General features: G+C 61.7%; 14 protein-coding genes. 3 read left to right on the top strand and 11 right to left on the bottom strand.

The window, feature by feature from the left end; genetic code table 11:
• The first annotated feature begins 147 nt into the window (after positions 1-147).
• A complete protein-coding gene (gabD, locus tag AC1RBA_RS20235; RefSeq protein ID WP_492419671.1) occupies positions 148-1,602 on the top strand; it encodes an NADP-dependent succinate-semialdehyde dehydrogenase in 1,455 nt (484 codons plus the stop codon).
• Between the two features lie 23 nt (positions 1,603-1,625).
• On the opposite strand, the gene AC1RBA_RS20230 is transcribed toward gabD, so the two are convergent.
• Positions 1,626-2,249, bottom strand: coding sequence for a trimeric intracellular cation channel family protein (locus AC1RBA_RS20230; RefSeq protein ID WP_070220436.1), 624 nt, complete (start codon positions 2,247-2,249; stop codon positions 1,626-1,628).
• A gap of 4 nt (positions 2,250-2,253) precedes the next feature.
• The gene (locus AC1RBA_RS20225; RefSeq protein ID WP_492419670.1) at positions 2,254-4,692 is read right to left on the bottom strand and encodes a penicillin-binding protein 1A; all 2,439 of its coding nucleotides are present in this window, start codon (positions 4,690-4,692) and stop codon (positions 2,254-2,256) included.
• Between the two features lie 149 nt (positions 4,693-4,841).
• On the opposite strand from AC1RBA_RS20225, the gene AC1RBA_RS20220 reads away from it, so the two are divergent.
• Complete coding sequence (locus AC1RBA_RS20220) at positions 4,842-5,729, top strand: HTH-type transcriptional regulator ArgP (RefSeq protein ID WP_070311701.1); 888 nt, start codon at positions 4,842-4,844, stop codon at positions 5,727-5,729.
• A 14-nt stretch (positions 5,730-5,743) separates the two neighbouring features.
• Here the strand turns inward: AC1RBA_RS20220 and AC1RBA_RS20215 are convergent, their stop codons facing one another.
• The 4 genes from AC1RBA_RS20215 to AC1RBA_RS20200 form a co-directional block, all read right to left on the bottom strand.
• Positions 5,744-6,616: an ABC transporter permease gene (locus AC1RBA_RS20215; RefSeq protein WP_492419669.1), complete on the bottom strand. Its 873-nt coding sequence runs from the start codon at positions 6,614-6,616 to the stop codon at positions 5,744-5,746.
• Positions 6,613-7,458 (bottom strand): ABC transporter ATP-binding protein, encoded by an 846-nt coding sequence (locus tag AC1RBA_RS20210; RefSeq protein WP_070311703.1) that lies wholly within the window; start codon positions 7,456-7,458, stop codon positions 6,613-6,615. Before AC1RBA_RS20210 ends, AC1RBA_RS20215 begins: the two co-directional genes overlap by 4 nt.
• Position 7,459: 1 nt before the next feature.
• Positions 7,460-8,425, bottom strand: a complete 966-nt coding sequence (locus AC1RBA_RS20205) for an ABC transporter substrate-binding protein (protein ID WP_409028719.1) — start codon at positions 8,423-8,425, stop codon at positions 7,460-7,462.
• An 84-nt stretch (positions 8,426-8,509) separates the two neighbouring features.
• Positions 8,510-9,394 (bottom strand): TauD/TfdA dioxygenase family protein, encoded by an 885-nt coding sequence (locus tag AC1RBA_RS20200; protein WP_492419668.1) that lies wholly within the window; start codon positions 9,392-9,394, stop codon positions 8,510-8,512.
• A gap of 211 nt (positions 9,395-9,605) precedes the next feature.
• Between AC1RBA_RS20200 and AC1RBA_RS20195 the strand changes: the two genes are divergently transcribed.
• Complete coding sequence (locus AC1RBA_RS20195; protein WP_099409052.1) at positions 9,606-10,091, top strand: tetratricopeptide repeat protein; 486 nt, start codon at positions 9,606-9,608, stop codon at positions 10,089-10,091.
• Positions 10,092-10,123: 32 nt separating this feature from the next.
• On the opposite strand, the gene can is transcribed toward AC1RBA_RS20195, so the two are convergent.
• The 5 genes from can to hemH all read right to left on the bottom strand — a co-directional run bounded on the left by can (position 10,124) and on the right by hemH (position 16,252).
• Entirely contained in the window at positions 10,124-10,795 is a 672-nt protein-coding gene (can, locus tag AC1RBA_RS20190; protein WP_034788731.1) for a carbonate dehydratase, read from the bottom strand.
• Between the two features lie 136 nt (positions 10,796-10,931).
• Positions 10,932-12,065, bottom strand: coding sequence for a molecular chaperone DnaJ (gene dnaJ / locus AC1RBA_RS20185; RefSeq protein WP_034745985.1), 1,134 nt, complete (start codon positions 12,063-12,065; stop codon positions 10,932-10,934).
• Positions 12,066-12,226: 161 nt separating this feature from the next.
• Positions 12,227-14,170, bottom strand: coding sequence for a molecular chaperone DnaK (dnaK, locus tag AC1RBA_RS20180; protein ID WP_492419667.1), 1,944 nt, complete (start codon positions 14,168-14,170; stop codon positions 12,227-12,229).
• A gap of 91 nt (positions 14,171-14,261) precedes the next feature.
• The gene (gene grpE / locus AC1RBA_RS20175) at positions 14,262-14,798 is read right to left on the bottom strand and encodes a nucleotide exchange factor GrpE (RefSeq protein WP_034788734.1); all 537 of its coding nucleotides are present in this window, start codon (positions 14,796-14,798) and stop codon (positions 14,262-14,264) included.
• A gap of 344 nt (positions 14,799-15,142) precedes the next feature.
• Complete coding sequence (hemH, locus tag AC1RBA_RS20170; protein ID WP_492419666.1) at positions 15,143-16,252, bottom strand: ferrochelatase; 1,110 nt, start codon at positions 16,250-16,252, stop codon at positions 15,143-15,145.
• Positions 16,253-16,368 lie beyond the last annotated feature (116 nt).

The raw sequence follows: 16,368 nt of genomic DNA, 5'->3' as shown, positions 1-16,368 counted from the left end.
AATGACCATGAAACGGCATGCGCGGCGAAACGGGGTTAAAAATGGTCAACTATTTTTGAAGGCCAGACGCCGCACATGGGACGCAATCGTGCGCCCGGCAAAAAGGACTACCATGGACGATCACGCAACCACTGCTGAAAGTCTGCCATGCTCACACTGAAAGATCCCGCGCTGCTACGCCAGCAATGCTACCTGAACGGACTATGGCTCGATGCCGACGGCGGCCAGCACGCCGACGTCCGCAATCCCGCCACGGGTGAAGTGATCGGCCATGTGCCCGTGATGGGCACGCAGGAGACAAGGAACGCCATCAGCGCGGCCAACGCCGCCTGGCCCGCCTGGCGCAAGAAGACGGCCAAGGAACGCGCAGCCGTGCTGCGCCGCTGGAATGACCTGATACTGGAAAACGCGGACGACCTGGCGCTGATCATGACGGCGGAACAGGGCAAGCCCTTGCTCGAAGCCAAAGGCGAAGTGCAATACGCCGCCTCCTTCATCGAATGGTTCGCCGAAGAAGGCAAGCGCGTCGCGGGCGATACCCTGCAGTCGCCGTGGCCGGACCGGCGCATCGTCGTGACGAAGGAGCCGATCGGCGTGTGCGCCGCCATCACCCCCTGGAACTTCCCCGCCGCGATGATCACGCGCAAGGCAGGACCGGCGCTGGCGGCCGGCTGCCCGATGCTCGTCAAGCCGGCCGGCATGACGCCGTTTTCCGCGCTGGCGCTGGCCGTGCTGGCCGAACGCGCGGGTGTGCCTGCGGGCGTGTTCAATGTCATCACGGGCTCGTCGCAGGAGATCGGCGATGAGATGACGTCCAATCCCCTCGTGCGCAAGCTCAGTTTCACGGGATCGACGGAAGTGGGCCGCATGCTGATGCGCCAGTGCGCGCCGACGATCAAAAAGCTGTCGCTGGAACTGGGCGGCAATGCGCCGTTCATCGTCTTCGACGACGCCGACCTGGATGCGGCAGTGGAAGGCGCCATCGCCTCGAAATACCGCAACGCGGGCCAGACCTGCGTGTGCGCCAACCGCCTGTACGTGCAAGATGGCGTGTACGAGGCCTTCGCGCAAAAGCTGGTGGCGGCCGTGCAAAAACTCAAGGTGGGCAACGGCGCCGACGAAGGCGTCACGCAAGGTCCGCTGATCGAGGAAAAGGCCGTAAAAAAAGTGGAGCAGCACGTGGCCGACGCACTGGCCAAGGGCGGGCGCCTGCTACTGGGCGGCAAGCGCCATGCGCTGGGCCACAACTTCTTCCAGCCCACCGTGATCGCCGACGTGACGAGCGACATGCTGGTGGCCAGCGAAGAGACGTTCGGGCCACTGGCGCCCCTGTTCCGCTTCAAGACGGACGATGAAGTGATCGCCCTGGCCAACAACACGGAATTCGGCCTGGCGTCCTATTTCTATTCGCGCGACATCGGCCGCATCTGGAAGGTCGCCGAAGGCCTGGAATCCGGCATGGTGGGCGTGAACACGGGGCTGATCTCGACGGAAGTGGCGCCGTTCGGCGGCGTCAAGCAGTCGGGCCTGGGCCGGGAGGGATCGTCGTACGGGATCGACGATTACCTGGTCATCAAATACATCTGCATGGGCGGTATTTAACGATATGCCCGACGGCGCCGCCGCTATTCGAATCCCCGGATCCGGTCGCCGTTGAAATTCGGCAGGCGCCACTCGAAGTGCAAGGCCAGGAAGCGGAACAGAAAGCCCGCGCCGATGGACGACAGCTGCGCCACGGAGCTGTCGACCTTGAAGTGCAACAGGCCGACATACAGGGCGCCCGTAAACAGGGCCACGGTGGCATACACTTCGCGCTGCAGCACGAGAGGAATCTGGTTGCACAGGATATCGCGCAGCAGGCCGCCGAAAACGCCCGTGATCATCCCCGCCAGCACGACGATGGCCGGATGCATCTTGGCCGACATGGCGATGTCGCAGCCGATCACGCAAAACGCCACCAGGCCCAGGCCGTCGACCAGCAAAAAGATGGCGCGCAGATGGTGCAGGTAGCGCGCGACAAAGGCCGTCACAATGGCCGCGCCGATGGTAAACAGCAGGTATTCGGGATGCGCGATCCAGCCCAGCGGATAGTGCCCCAGCAGCACGTCGCGCACGGTGCCGCCACCGAGCGCCGTGACGGTGCCGATCATGCAGATGCCGAACAAATCCATGCCGCGCCGCATGCCCATGATGGCGCCGGACATCGCTTCGGCGACAATCGCCACCAGGTAGATCGTATATAACAGCATGGTCTTACTCTTCCGAAAATGATTTGAGAATTTGTTCGCGTTCGCGCGCTTCGCTCAGGGTGCGCGCCTCGCTCGTGCCCGTGCTGGAGCCGCCATCGCCGCCAGCGCCAGCGTCACCGTGCGCCATGCGCGTATCGGCAGCGCCGCTGCCGCAGCCGACGCTGCTGTGGATAAAGGCGAAGTTATCCTTCAGGCAGTCGCCGGCCAGGTATTCGGCATACACATAGTCGCCGTCGAGCAGGGCCAGGCCAGGCGGTTCGGCCAGCACCTGCTCGCGGCGGCCCTGCACGGCTACCTGCATGTAATCGCGCCAGACGGGCAGCGCCAGCGTGCCCCCGGTGGCATTGCCCAGGCTCTTGGGCTGGTCGTAGCCTAGCCAGACGACGGACACGAGGCCCGAGGAATAACCGGCGAACCAGGCGTCATAGGCATTGTTCGAGGTGCCCGTCTTGCCGGCCGCGTCGCCGCGTCCCAGCGCCAGCGCGCCGCGTCCCGTGCCGCTCTTGACGACGTCGCGCAGCATGCTGTCCATGACGTAGGCATTGCGCGTGGAGATCACCTGCGTGCCCGGTGCCGGCTCGCCCTTGGCGCGCGGCGCCGCGTCGGAAAACAGCACCGCGCCGCTGCGGCTGCGCACTTCCTTGATCAGCTTTGGCGGCATCTGCACGCCGCCGTTGGCGAACACGGCATACGATTGCGCCAGCTGCAGCGGCGTGACGGCGCCCGCGCCCAGCGCCAGCGGCAGCGAGACGGGATTGCGCGCGCCCTCGAAACCAAAGCGCGTGGCGTAGTGCTGCACGTAGCCGGGGCCCGCCGCCTGCATCAGGCTGACGGCCACCAGGTTTTTCGAGCGCACGAGACCGCGCCGCACGCTGATGAAGCCTTCATAGTTGTTGCCGTAATTGCGCGGACGCCACGGCTGCGCACCCGTTTCCCGCGGCAGCAGCAGGCGCTGCGTATCGTCCACGGCCGTGCCGGGAAAATAGCCCTTTTCCAGCGCCGCCGAATACACGAAGGGCTTGAAGCTGGAACCGGGCTGGCGGTAGGCTTGCATGGCGTGGTTGTAGTGGTTGCGGTAAAAATCGAAGCCGCCCGCCATGGCGACGATTTCGCCGCTGTGCGCCTCGACGGAAATGAGCGCGCCTTCCATCTCGGGCAGCTGGCTCACGAGCCAGCGCTTTTTCGCCGCGTCGTGCACCACGCGGATGACGCTGTTTTCCACGATGGCGCGCTTGCCGTCGAGCGGCAGCTTGCCGCCCAGGCGCGCGTCCGATGCCGTCAGCACGATCTCGTCGCCATTGCGCAGCTGCGCCGTCAGCTGGCGCTTGCCGCTCGTCTCGACCTTGCGCACCAGGGCGGCGCGCACTTCTCCGCTGTCCGGGTAGGCGGCCAGCTGGCGCGCCACGCTGTCTGCGGAGGCGGCCAGGCGCGCTTCCGGGCCGCGATAGCCGCGCCGCGCCTGCGCGTTCAATAGCCCATCGCGCAGCGACTTGTCGGCCGCCCGCTGCGGCGCCATGCGGATGGTGGTGGTCACGTCCAGGCCCATGCTGTAGGCGCCTTCGGGATAGCTTTGCACGATCAGCTGACGCGCTTCCTCGACCGCATACGCGGCCGCGTGCACGGAGCTGTTGCGGTCCTTGTTCAGGGCCAGTTTTTCCGCCACGGCGGCGTCGTATTCGGCTGGCGTGATGTAGCCGAGTTCGCGCATGCGCTGCAGGATGTAATGCTGGCGCACGGTGGCGCGCTGCGGATTGGCGACGGGGTTATACGCCGACGGCGCTTTCGGCAGGCCGGCCAGCATGGCCGCTTCGGCGATGCTGACGTCGGCCAGCGGCTTGTCGAAATAGATGTTCGAGGCGGCGGAAAAGCCGTAGGAGCGCTCGCCCAGATAAATCTGGTTCATGTACAGTTCCAGCAGCTTGTCCTTGCCGTAGTGCTGTTCCAGCTTGTAGGCGAGCAGCATCTCCGTCAGCTTGCGCTGCACGGTCTTTTCGCGCGACAGGAAAAAGTCGCGCGCCACCTGCATGGTGATGGTGCTGGCGCCCTGCGCATGGTGTCCCGTGACGACGTTGGCCAGGGTCGCGCGCGTCAAGCCGTAAAAGTCGACGGCGCCATGCTCGTAGAAGCGCGCATCCTCGATGGCCAGCAAGGCCTGGCGCATGCGCAGCGGGATCTCCTTCAGGGGCAGGAACTCGCGGCGCTCTTCGCCATATTCGGCCAGCAGCTCGCCTTCGCTGGAAAAAATACGCAGCGGCAGCGCGGGCTTGTACTGGGCCAGGTGCTCGACGGCCGGCAAATCCTGCCATGCCTGGCGCAGCCACCAGCCGCCCGCCAGCGCGGCGGACAAACCCAGGCCCAGGGTCAATCCCAGGCCGAATTTCAGATTGCGCGCCAGTTTCGATGACGGCTTGCGGGGCTTTGTATCTTGCGCTTGTGCTTCCATGAGGTGATTCCCTTGCTGCCAGGAGGCCGCGCTGCATACGCGTACGCGGCACTCCATCAAAGAGGCATTGTGCACTGCAACACACCCATCCTTATGAAAAGTAAGTATTATTTAGTATTGATAAATTTTTCTTATGTAAGGCAGCGGTCATGGATCTCAATCCCAAGCACACGGAAGCGTTCCGCGCCGTCGTCGAAACGGGCAGTTTCGAACAGGCGGCGCTGCGGCTGCACCTGACGTCGCCGGCCATTTCGCAGCGGGTGCGGGCGCTGGAAAGCCAGCTCGGCAATGCGCTGATCGTGCGCAGCCGTCCCGCGCGCGCCACGCGCATGGGCCAGCGGCTGATGCAGTATCTGAAGCGGGCCAAGCTGCTGGAAGCGGACTTGCAGGCGGAACTGGCGGTGCAGCAGGATGCCCCGCTGACCCTGGTGCTGGCGCTGAACGCGGATTCGATGGGCACCTGGTTCTTTCCCGCCCTGTCCGAGGTGTTGATACGCGAACGCGTGTTGCTGGACCTGACCGTGGAAGACCAGGACCACACGTATACCTTGCTGGAAACGGGCATGGCCATCGGCTGCATCAGCACGGAAGCCAAACCCATGCGCGGCTGCACGGCCGAACCGCTGGGCGTGATGCGCTACTGGCTGGTGGCCACACAAGCGTTCCGCCAGCAGTGGTTTGCGCACGGGCTGACGCGCAAGGCGGCGCGCACGGCGCCCGTCGTCGCCTACACGCGCAAGGACACCCTGCAGTCGTCGTTCCTGCTAGAGGCGCTGGGCTTGCCCGAAGGCGCCTACCCCTGCCATTACGTGCCGGGCGCCACCTCGCACTTCAACGCCATCCGCTACGGCCTCGGCTACGGCATGGTGCCGGAATTGCTGTTGAAAGCGAACACGGATGGGGAGCTCGTGGAAATGCTCACGCCCAAAACCCCGGCCGACGTGGCCCTGTACTGGCACACGTGGAAGGTGCAGTCGCCGCGCATGGAGCAGCTGTCGCGGCACATCATTGCGGCGGCGCGCAAGATCCTGAAATAAGTATGGTGAGATCACTACCGCTGCATGCCCCAGCGTTTCAAGGTGACGCGCTCCAGGGTGCGAAAACCGATGTTTTCCACGATTAAACCGATGACGATGACGGCCGCCAGGCCCGCAAACACCTTGTCCGTGTACAGCTCGTTGCGGTTCTGGAAGATGTACCAGCCCAAGCCGCCCTGCCCCGACGTGGTGCCGAATACCAGCTCGGCCGCGATCAGGGTGCGCCAGGCGAACGCCCAGCCTATCTTCAAACCCGAGACGATGGACGGCAAGGCGCCCGGCACGAGGATGTGCAGCACCAGCCGCAAGCCGTTCAAGCCGTAGTTGCGGCCCGCCATGCGCAGGGTCTCGGGCACGCCCTGGAAGCCCGCATACGTGTTCAGGGCCAGCGGCCACATCACGGAATGGACGATGACGAAGATCAAACTGGCGCGTCCCAGGCCGAACCACAGCAGGGCCAGCGGCAGCAGGGCGATCGCCGGCAAGGGATTGAGCATGGCCGTCAGGGTTTCCAGCACGTCGCGCCCGATGCGGCTCGATACGGCCAGCAAGGTCAGCACGAAGGCGGCCAGCACGCCCACCGCATAGCCCTGCAGCAACACGACGAGGGACGCGGCCGTGCGCGTGAGCAATTCACCGCTGGCGATGCCGTCGATAAACGCCTGCGCCGTCTGGATGAAACTGGGCAACAATAAATCGTTGTGCGTCCAGCGCGCCGCCCCTTCCCACAGCAGGGCCAGGCTGAGCAAAATGAAAGCCTTGCGCCACAGCGCGTGCTGGCTCCAGCGCTGCCAGCGCGACAATGGCCGCTCGACGGTGAGGCCGGCGGGCGGCGGTGCCGCATAGACGAATTCCTGGCGGATGGGCGGCTCCAGCAGCGCGCTCATACGGCCTCCCGCTGCGCGCCAGCTGCTTGCGGAACAGGAACAACTTCCTCATCGAACAGCAAGCCGTGGATGCGGCGGCTGGCAGCCTGAAATTCCGTACTGCCCGCGCTGTGCAAGCCGAACTGATGGCTGTTGAGTTCGGCGCGCACCCGGCCCGGATGGGGCGACAGCAGCAGGATGCGGTTGCCGACAACCAAGGCTTCCTCGATCGAATGCGTGACGAAGACGAGGGTAAAACGCAGCTCTTCCCACAGGCGGCTCAGCTCTTCCTGCATCTTGCGCCGCGTCAAAGCGTCGAGCGCGGCAAACGGCTCGTCCATCAACAGCACTTCCGGCTGCATGGCCAGGGCGCGCGCGATGGCCACCCGCTGCTTCATGCCGCCCGACAAGGTATGCGGATGGGCATCTTCAAAGCCGGCCAGGCCCACCTTGGCGATCCAGTGATGGGCGCGCTCGCGGGCCGCCTGCTTGTCCAGTCGCTTGCTAGCCAGCAAGGGGAACATGACATTTTCCAGCACGGTCTTCCATGGCGGCAACTGGTCGAATTCCTGGAACACGACGACACGCTCCGGCCCCGGCTTGCTGATAGGAACGCCCTGCATGGCGATGCTGCCGGCGCGCGGCGCGATGAAGCCGGCCACGGCTTTTAATAAGGACGACTTGCCGCAGCCCGATGGCCCCAGCAGCACGAAACGGTCGCCGCGGAACACGTCGAAACTGACGTCATGCGTGGCGCGCACGGTACGCTGTTCCGTGCGGTATTCCAGGCTGACATGTTTGACACTGAGCAAGGGTTCCAGCGCAAGCGGAGGACGTACCAGGTGAAAAGCGGGTGCGTTCATGTCAGCCTCCTTGCGTGATGGCAGGGTCGTCAAAGAAGTAATCGCGCCAGCTGTCGGGCAGGTTGCGGATGGCACTCACGCGGTGCAGGAATTGCGCCAGGCCATAGGTGTTTTGCGGCGCGATCTTGAATTGCACTTGCGGATTGGCAAAGATTTTCAGCAGCAGATTACGGTCCACCTTGCTTTTATTGACCTTGATATAGATGTCGGCCGCGCCCTGCGGATTGCTGCTCGCGTACTGCGCCGCTTCCGCCAGCGCAGCGATGAAGGCGCGGTACGTCTTCGGATTGTCCTTGCGGTACTTTTCCGTCGCATACAGCAGGGTCGACGAGCTGGGTCCGCCCTGCACGTCGTAGGAATTGAGGATGATGTGGGCGTTCGGATTCTGCGCCAGTTCCTGCTCCTGGAACGGCGAATTGCCGAAATGGCCGCTCAATTCCGTGCCGCCGGCGATGATGGCCGCCGCCGCATCCGGATGCGGCAGGGTTTGCGTGATTTTATCCAGACGGGCAAATTCCTTGTCGCCCCACTGCTTCGCCACGGCCATCTGCAATATCCTCGCCTGGACGGAAACGGAGACGGCCGGCAAGGCGATGCGGTCCTTGTCCGTCAAGTCGGCCAGGGTTTTCACCTTCGGGTTGTTGCTGATCAAATAGTAGGGAAAATTACCGAGCGAAGCCACGCCGCGCACGTTCTGCCGTCCCTTGGTGCGGTCCCAGATGGTCAGCAGCGGCCCCAGGCCCGCCCCCGCGATATCGATATTGCCCGACAACAAAGCGTCATTGATGGCGGGGCCGCCGGACAGGGTGATCCACTCGACTTTCACGTCGACGCCCTGCTGCTTGCCATGCTTTTCGATCAGTTTTTGTTCCTGCGCAATATTGAGCAACAAGAAGGTGATGCCGTGCTGGCCCGCGATGCGGATCTGGCCTTCGGCCCGGGCCATGGGCATGGCCATGCACAGCATGGCGATGGCGGCGAGAAAACGGCGCGGGCGGGAAAAGGTCAAAATCGGCAACATGGACACTCCTTGGTCAACTACGGTCAAAAATCAGTACGGTGCATCGCCTTCGATAGTCGTGCGATACAACCTACGGCGCTGGTTTGGAGGACACCCCGTCGCCAGATGCATCAGCGAGCGGTTGTCCCAGAACACCAGGTCGTGCGGCTGCCAGCGGTGCACATACAGGTGTTCGGGGCGCACGCTGTGGGCGAACAGTTCGTCGAGCAGGGCGCGGCTTTCATCGGCGGGCAAGCCGACGATGCGCGTGGTGAAATGTTCGCTGACGAACAGGGCACGCCGTCCCGTTTCCGGATGCACGCGCACGACGGGGTGCGTCACGGGTTTGACTTCATCGATCTGCGCCTGCGTCAGCGCGGGGCGCCACGGGTTGCGGCGACGCAACTCCTCATACTGGCTCAGGTAGCTGTGTTCGGCACGGGCGCCGCGCACGGCGTGGCGCAGCGCGGCCGGCAAGCTTTCCCAGGCCAGGTGCATGTTCGCAAACACGGTATCGCCGCCCTCGTCCGGCAACTCCTGCGCGTGCAGCATGGAGCCGAGGCTGGGCACTTCCTTGTACGACAGGTCGGAATGCCAGAAATGACCCGCATCGCCCAGGCCGATGGGCTGGCCATCCTCGACGATGTTCGAGATGATCAGCACTTCCGGCTGCGTAGGCAGCTGGAACTGGCGCAGCACGTGGATTTGCAGGGGACCGAAGCGGCGGCTGAAATCGACTTGCTGCTGCGGCGTGATGCACTGGTCGCGGAACACCAGCACATGATGGTCGAGGTGGGCGTGGTGCAGGCGCTGGAAGTCGCCCAGCGACAGCGGCTGCGACAGGTCCAGCCCCAGCACTTGCGCGCCGAGCGGCGCGTCGAACGTTTCGATGCGGAACTGGCTGGAAGAAAACGCGGATTTCAGGACGGCCGACATGGGAACTCGACTAGAGTCTGGGGAAGTCCACTGTATGCCTGCGCATCGATCCTGCAAACGAAGCATTTCTGCTATGGATATGCGCGGCGCGTTGCGCCATGCAGCAACAGGCGCTGTCACGCAATGGCACAGCGGCACCGGCTTTACCCGGAAAGGGAGCTAGCACGCAACTTGCTTGTCTGCCAATCTTCAACCATCGACCAGGAAAACCATGCGCACCTACGCCCTGATGCTCGCCGTTCTGTTCGCTGTTCCCGTCCACGCCCAGGACAGCCAGGATGAAAGTGATCTCAGCTACAAAGCCTATGTGCACAGCGACAAGCGCATCAAGTGTTTATACGGCTATGCGGCCGACAAGACGGGCGACCATGCGGCGGCCGTCGCCATCTTTGAAGACTGCATCCGGCGCTGGAACGATGTGTATTCGATGATTTGGCTGGCCCAGCTGTATGAAACGGGCATCGGCGTGCCCAGGGACCTGGCGCAGGCGACGGCGCTGATGCGGCGCGGCGCCCATACCAACGATGACGCCGCCTATGCGCGGCTGGCGCGCTATCACTATGGCGTGGCGCTGGCCGAAGGCCGGGGCACGCCGCAGGACCTTCCCCAGGCCAGAACCTGGCTGCGCCAGGCGGCGCAGGAGGGCGTGCGGGAGGCGGCCGATTACCTGGGCCGCCTGGAAGGCGCCGCGCCATAGACGCGGCGCCATAGACGCGGCGCCAGCGCCGCTTACGCGATTGCTTCGTAGCGGGCCAGGCGGGTCGCCATACGCGGCGCCAGCTCGTGGCCGGCCGTGACCGTCACTTCGAGGTCGTTCAGCAAGCCATCCTTCAAGCCGTAGACCCAGCCATGGACGCTGAGTTCCTGGCCCCGTTCCCACGCATCTTGCACGACGGTGGTCTGGCATACGTTCAAGACTTGCTCGACCACGTTCAGTTCGCACAGACGGTCGCCGCGCTGGCGGCTCGTCAATACGTCGCCCAGATAGCGCTCGTGCTTCTGGCCAACGTCCTGCACGTGGCGCAGCCAGTTGTCGACCAGGCCGATGCGCGTGCCCGTCATGGCCGCATGCACGCCCTTGCAGCCGTAATGGCCGACGATGATGATATGTTTGACTTTCAGCACGTCCACGGCAAATTGCAGGACGGACAGGCAATTGAGGTCGGAATGCACGACCACGTTGGCAATATTACGGTGTACGAACACGTCGCCAGGCGCCATGCCCAGCAATTCATTGGCGGGCACGCGGCTATCGGAACAGCCGATCCACAGGTATTCGGGCGATGTCTGCGCTTCCAGGTTCTTGAAGAAGTTCGGGTCCTTCGCCACCATCGAGTCGGCCCAGCGGCGGTTACGCTGCAGCAGTTCCGCCAGAGCCGGGCCATTTTTCTGTTCGGTCATATCGCTCCCATTGTGTGCGTACGACTGAATTGGCCGCAGATCGCGCCCATAGGCCGGCGATGCGCGCACATTGTTCAGTCGTGATGAAAAAAACGCCGGGATGTTTCAGCATCCCGGCGCATGGTATTACGTGTGCTTACTCAAAAAAATCCTTGACCTTGTCTTTCCAGGTCTTGCTTTGCGGACTGTGCTTGGCACCGCCCTCGGTCGTCGACTTTTCAAAGTCGCGCAGCAGGTCTTTCTGTTTTTCCGTCAGTTTCACCGGTGTTTCGATGGCCACGTGGCAGAACAGGTCGCCCGCGTAACCGGAGCGCACGCCCTTGATGCCCTTGCCTTTCAGGCGGAAGGTCTTGCCCGACTGGGTGCCTTCCGGGATCGTGAACGACACCTTGCCGTTCAGGGTAGGCACTTCGATTTCGCCGCCCAAGGCTGCCTTGGTGAACGAGATCGGCATTTCGCAATGCAGGTCGTCGCCTTCGCGCTGGAACACGGCGTGCGGCTTGATGTGGATTTCCACATACAGGTCGCCCGACGGGCCGCCATTCGTGCCCGGTTCGCCGTTGCCGGACGAACGGATACGCATGCCATTGTCGATACCGACGGGAATTTTGACTTCCAGCGTCTTGTTGCGCTTGATGCGACCGGCGCCGCCGCACGGCGTGCAGGGGTCGGTGATGACCTTGCCGCTGCCATGGCATTTCGGGCAGGTTTGCTGGATGCTGAAGAAGCCTTGCTGCATGCGCACCTGGCCGTGACCGCCGCAAGTACCGCAGGTGGTGGGCGAGGTGCCCGGCTTGGCGCCGCTGCCATGACAAGTGTCGCACTTGTCCCAGCTCGGCACGCGAATCGTCGTGTCGAAGCCGTGCGCAGCTTGCTCCAGTGTAATTTCCAGGTTGTAGCGCAAGTCGGCGCCACGGTACACCTGTGGTCCCGCATTGCGGCTGCGTCCACCGCCACCGCCAAAGATGTCGCCGAAGATATCGCCGAAGCTGTCGGCAAAGCCGCCCGCACCGCCGCCGAAGCCGCCGCCACCGCCCATGTTCGGGTCCACGCCGGCGTGACCATAACGGTCATACGCATCGCGCTTTTCCGGATTGGTCAGCATCTCGTAGGCTTCTTTGACTTCCTTAAACTTTTCTTCCGATTCCTTGCTATCCGGATTGCGGTCCGGATGGTATTTCATCGCCAGTTTACGGTAAGACTTTTTGATCTCTTCTTCCGAAGCATTTTTTGCGACACCGAGTGTCTCGTAAAAATCACGCTTTGCCATGTTGTCGGCACCTTGCAGTCTATCTACTGATGTAAAAATTACACGAAAAAGCCGAGTCGAGTGCTGCACTGGGCAGCGACTCGGCTCGGCCGGTCTTCGCGGCTAATCCCGCGATGTAGCGTTCAGCCCGGCTGCCCCCGGTTCATGGGAGCGCAAGACAATTACTTGCTGTCTTTGACTTCCTTGAAGTCAGCGTCAACAACGTCGTCCTGCTTGGCGCCTGCGTCCGATGCGCCAGCAGCTTGCTGTGCACCTTCCGCGCCGCCGGCAGCTTGCTGCGCTTGCATGTCGGCATACATTTTTTCGCCCAGTTTCTGCGATGCGCTCGACAGTGCTTCCACCTTGGCGTCGATCTCAGCCTTGTCGCCCGCCTTGATGCTTGCTTCCAGGTCGGTGATCGCCGCTTCAATCTTCTCTTTCTCGCCCGCGTCCAGCTTGTCGCCGTATTCGGTCAAGGATTTCCGGGTCGAGTGTACCAGAGCATCGGCCTGGTTGCGCGACTCGGCCAATTCTTTGACCTTCTTGTCTTCTTCCGCGTTCAGCTCGGCGTCTTTCACCATCTTCTGGATTTCAGCCTCGGTCAAGCCGGAATTGGCCTTGATCGTGATCTTGTTTTCCTTGCCGGTGGCCTTGTCTTTCGCGCCGACATGCAAGATGCCGTTGGCGTCGATGTCGAAGGTCACTTCGATCTGTGGCGTGCCGCGCGATGCTGGCGGGATGCCTTCCAGATTGAATTCGCCCAGACCTTTGTTGCCGGCGGCGATTTCGCGCTCACCCTGGAAGACCTTGATGGTCACCGCAGGCTGGTTGTCGTCGGCCGTCGAGAACACTTGGCTGAACTTGGTCGGAATCGTCGTGTTTTTGTGGATCATCTTGGTCATCACGCCGCCCAGGGTTTCGATACCCAGGGACAGAGGGGTGACGTCCAGCAACAGCAAGTCCTTGCGTTCGCCCGACAGGACCGAACCTTGAATCGCTGCACCCACGGCAACGGCTTCGTCCGGGTTCACGTCCTTGCGTGGATCCTTGCCGAAGAATTCCTTCACTTTTTCCTGCACCTTCGGCATACGGGTCATACCGCCGACCAGGATGATGTCATCGATGTCCGACACTTTCACGCCAGCATCTTTGATGGCGGTGCGGCATGGTTCAATCGTGGCCGTGATCAGCTCTTCCACCAGCGATTCCAGCTTGGCGCGGGTCATCTTCAGGTTCAAGTGGACCGGTGCGCCGTTCGCCATGGCGATGTACGGCTCGTTGATCTCGGTTTGCTGCGACGACGACAATTCGATCTTCGCGCGCTCGGCCGAAGCCTTGATGCGCTGCAGGGCGATCGGATCTTTTTTCAGGTCGATGCCGTTGATCTTCTTGAACTCGTCGATGATGTAATCGATGACGCGCTGGTCGAAGTCTTCGCCACCCAGGAAGGTGTCGCCGTTGGTCGACAGCACTTCAAATTGTTTCTCACCATCAACATCCGCGATTTCGATGATCGACACGTCGAACGTACCGCCACCCAAGTCATACACGGCGATTTTACGGTCGCCTTTTTCGGTCTTGTCCAGGCCGAACGCCAGCGCTGCCGCGGTTGGCTCGTTGATGATGCGCTTGACGTCCAGGCCAGCGATACGGCCGGCATCCTTGGTGGCTTGACGCTGCGAGTCGTTGAAGTACGCAGGCACGGTGATGACGGCTTCGGTGACTTCTTCACCGAGGTAGTCTTCTGCCGTTTTTTTCATCTTGCGCAGGACTTCAGCCGAAATTTGCGGCGGCGCCAGTTTTTTGTCGCGTACGCCGATCCATGCATCGCCGTTGTCGGCTTTCATGATCTGATACGGCATCAGCGCGATGTCTTTTTGCACTTCTTTTTCGTCGAACTTGCGACCGATCAGACGCTTGACTGCGTACAGCGTGTTTTTCGGATTGGTCACGGCCTGGCGTTTCGCTGGCGCGCCGACGAGAATTTCGCCATCTTCTTGATAAGCAATAATCGACGGCGTCGTGCGTGCGCCTTCAGCGTTTTCGATTACCTTTGGTTGACCGTTTTCCATGATGGAAACGCAGGAATTCGTGGTTCCCAGATCGATACCGATAATTCTACCCATGATTTTTTTCCTTTTATTTGCTAGATTTCAGATGGTTCTTATATGTGGCAAAGCGGCATGGTTTCAAGGCTTGCTTGATGCCGCACTCTGATTATTTTGCTTGCGCGGTCGTGACAATGGCTGGACGCAGCAGGCGGTCCGCAATCATATAGCCCTTTTGCAAGACTGACACGATGGTATTGGCTTCCTGCTCCGCTGGCACCACGGCAACGGCCTGGTGTTTCATCGGATCGAGCTTTTCGCCCTGCACTGGCAAGACTTCTACCAGGCGGTTACGCTCGAACGCGGCGTTCAGTTGCTTCAAGGTCATCTCGACGCCTTCTTTCAGCGATTCGATGGTCGGTGCTTCCACCGTCAGCGCCGTTTCCAGGCTGTCTTTCACCGGCACCATGGCTTCGGCAAAGCTTTCCACTGCGAATTTATGCGCTTTAGCAACATCTTCCTGCGCACGGCGACGAATATTTTCGCCATCGGCCTTGGCGCGCATGAAGGCATCGTGCATCTCTGCAAGACGCGCTTCGGTACTCGCCAGCTGCTCTTCCAAAGTAGGCTCTGCGGGAGTCGATGGGGCAGTCGCCGCGGCGTCCGCTTGCGGATTAGGTACAGCTTGGTTTTCCTGATCTTGCATCTAGAAAGCTCCTACAATCAATGACTTAAATGAGTTAGTCTAACTATCTTTACAACACTAACGGGCAGATGGGGCTATATCCTATTGTTTCAAGGGGTATACACGGCAAAACCAGAATTACAGCGATTCATGTTACAGCTTATTACAAAAGGTGACCCATTTCGGCCAGTGAGCCGTGCGCGCCCCCTTGATTTTCCAGGCTTCCCCGGGCAAAGCGGGCATTCTACCAGCCCCGCCATGGCCATCGCCACTGACGGCGTTGCTATCTGAATAGTACTTTTGTCGCGCCACACATGACAAAGCCGCGCAAGCGCGGCTTTTCATTGCGGAAAAATTAATTATCTTTAATTTGCCGCGCCCAGTGCCAGCGCCGCCGCGCGCGCCTGCTCGCCCGCCTTCTTGTCCGCGTCGCGCTGCGGCGCCGTCTTCATCGTCGGCCAGCCGATCATATGCTGCTCCGCAATTTCCGCCATGCCCGCGATCCAGGCCGGCGTTTCGTTCAGGCAGGCGATGTAATGGAAGTGCTGGCCGCCGGCCGTCTCGAAATCATGCTTGGCTTCCATGGCGATCTCTTCCAGCGTTTCCAGGCAATCGCTGGTAAAGCCCGGACACAGCAGATCGACCCGCTTGACGCCCTGCTGCGCAAGCGCCACCAGGGTGGGCGCCGTGTACGGCTGCAGCCATTCGGCCTTGCCGAAGCGCGACTGGAAGGTCACCACGTATTGCTCTTTAGTTAATTTCAGCTTTTCTGCCAGCAGACGCGCCGTTTTCAGGCATTGGCAGTGGTAGGGGTCGCCCAGCAGCAAGGTACGCTTGGGCACGCCATGGAAACTCATCACCAGTTTTTCCGGACGGCCATGCGCTTCCCAGTGGTTCAGCACGGAATCGCGCAAGGCGTCGATATATGTGTCGTGCTCGTGATATTGCTTGATGAAACGCAATTCCGGCACATTACGCACGGTAGCGTAATGGGCGAATACGGCGTCGTAGATGGACCCCGTCGTCGTGCCCGAGTATTGCGGATACGCCGGCAAAATGGCGATGCGCTCGCAGCCTTCGCTTTTCAGCTGGGCCAGCACGTCGGGCAAGGAAGGCGAACCGTAACGCATGGCCATGGCCACGGTCACACCATCGTGCCCTCGCTCGGCCAGGGCGCCGGCCAGCAATTTCGCCTGCTTTTGCGTGTGCACTTTCAGGGGCGAGCCATCGCGCGTCCAGATCGACGCGTATTTCTTGGCCGACTGGCCCGAGCGGAATGGCAAAATAATCAGGTTCAGGATGAACCACCAGACGAGGCGGGGTATCTCCACCACGCGCGGGTCCGACAAAAATTGCTTCAGGTAGCGCCGCACGGCCGACGAGGTCGGCGCATCGGGCGTGCCCAGGTTGACCAGCACTACGGCGCTGCGGTCGATGCTGCCATGCGTGTACGGCGGTTCTGTTTGAAATGACATGAAGGCTCTTCGAAGGCGTTGGATGGATTAGGCAGTTATTATAGTTACATTGCGTCAACATCGGGGGTCAGCCCCTCAATGCCGCTAACGTCAAGCTCAGCGCTAACGCGTCCGGG

It is taken from the genome of Janthinobacterium sp. GW823-FHT03B06 (genome assembly GCF_058796955.1).
This window is presented reverse-complemented; position numbering and strand designations above follow the sequence as displayed.

Excerpts from the sequence above, each read along its gene's own strand:
- gabD (WP_492419671.1), top strand. The coding sequence starts at position 148 with ATGCTCACACTGAAAGATCCCGCGCTGCTACGCCAGCAATGCTACCTG.
- AC1RBA_RS20230 (WP_070220436.1), bottom strand. The coding sequence starts at position 2,249 with ATGCTGTTATATACGATCTACCTGGTGGCGATTGTCGCCGAAGCGATG.
- AC1RBA_RS20225 (WP_492419670.1), bottom strand. The coding sequence starts at position 4,692 with ATGGAAGCACAAGCGCAAGATACAAAGCCCCGCAAGCCGTCATCGAAA.
- AC1RBA_RS20220 (WP_070311701.1), top strand. The coding sequence starts at position 4,842 with ATGGATCTCAATCCCAAGCACACGGAAGCGTTCCGCGCCGTCGTCGAA.
- AC1RBA_RS20215 (WP_492419669.1), bottom strand. The coding sequence starts at position 6,616 with ATGAGCGCGCTGCTGGAGCCGCCCATCCGCCAGGAATTCGTCTATGCG.
- AC1RBA_RS20210 (WP_070311703.1), bottom strand. The coding sequence starts at position 7,458 with ATGAACGCACCCGCTTTTCACCTGGTACGTCCTCCGCTTGCGCTGGAA.
- AC1RBA_RS20205 (WP_409028719.1), bottom strand. The coding sequence starts at position 8,425 with ATGCTGTGCATGGCCATGCCCATGGCCCGGGCCGAAGGCCAGATCCGC.
- AC1RBA_RS20200 (WP_492419668.1), bottom strand. The coding sequence starts at position 9,394 with ATGTCGGCCGTCCTGAAATCCGCGTTTTCTTCCAGCCAGTTCCGCATC.
- AC1RBA_RS20195 (WP_099409052.1), top strand. The coding sequence starts at position 9,606 with ATGCGCACCTACGCCCTGATGCTCGCCGTTCTGTTCGCTGTTCCCGTC.
- can (WP_034788731.1), bottom strand. The coding sequence starts at position 10,795 with ATGACCGAACAGAAAAATGGCCCGGCTCTGGCGGAACTGCTGCAGCGT.
- dnaJ (WP_034745985.1), bottom strand. The coding sequence starts at position 12,065 with ATGGCAAAGCGTGATTTTTACGAGACACTCGGTGTCGCAAAAAATGCT.
- dnaK (WP_492419667.1), bottom strand. The coding sequence starts at position 14,170 with ATGGGTAGAATTATCGGTATCGATCTGGGAACCACGAATTCCTGCGTT.
- grpE (WP_034788734.1), bottom strand. The coding sequence starts at position 14,798 with ATGCAAGATCAGGAAAACCAAGCTGTACCTAATCCGCAAGCGGACGCC.
- hemH (WP_492419666.1), bottom strand. The coding sequence starts at position 16,252 with ATGTCATTTCAAACAGAACCGCCGTACACGCATGGCAGCATCGACCGC.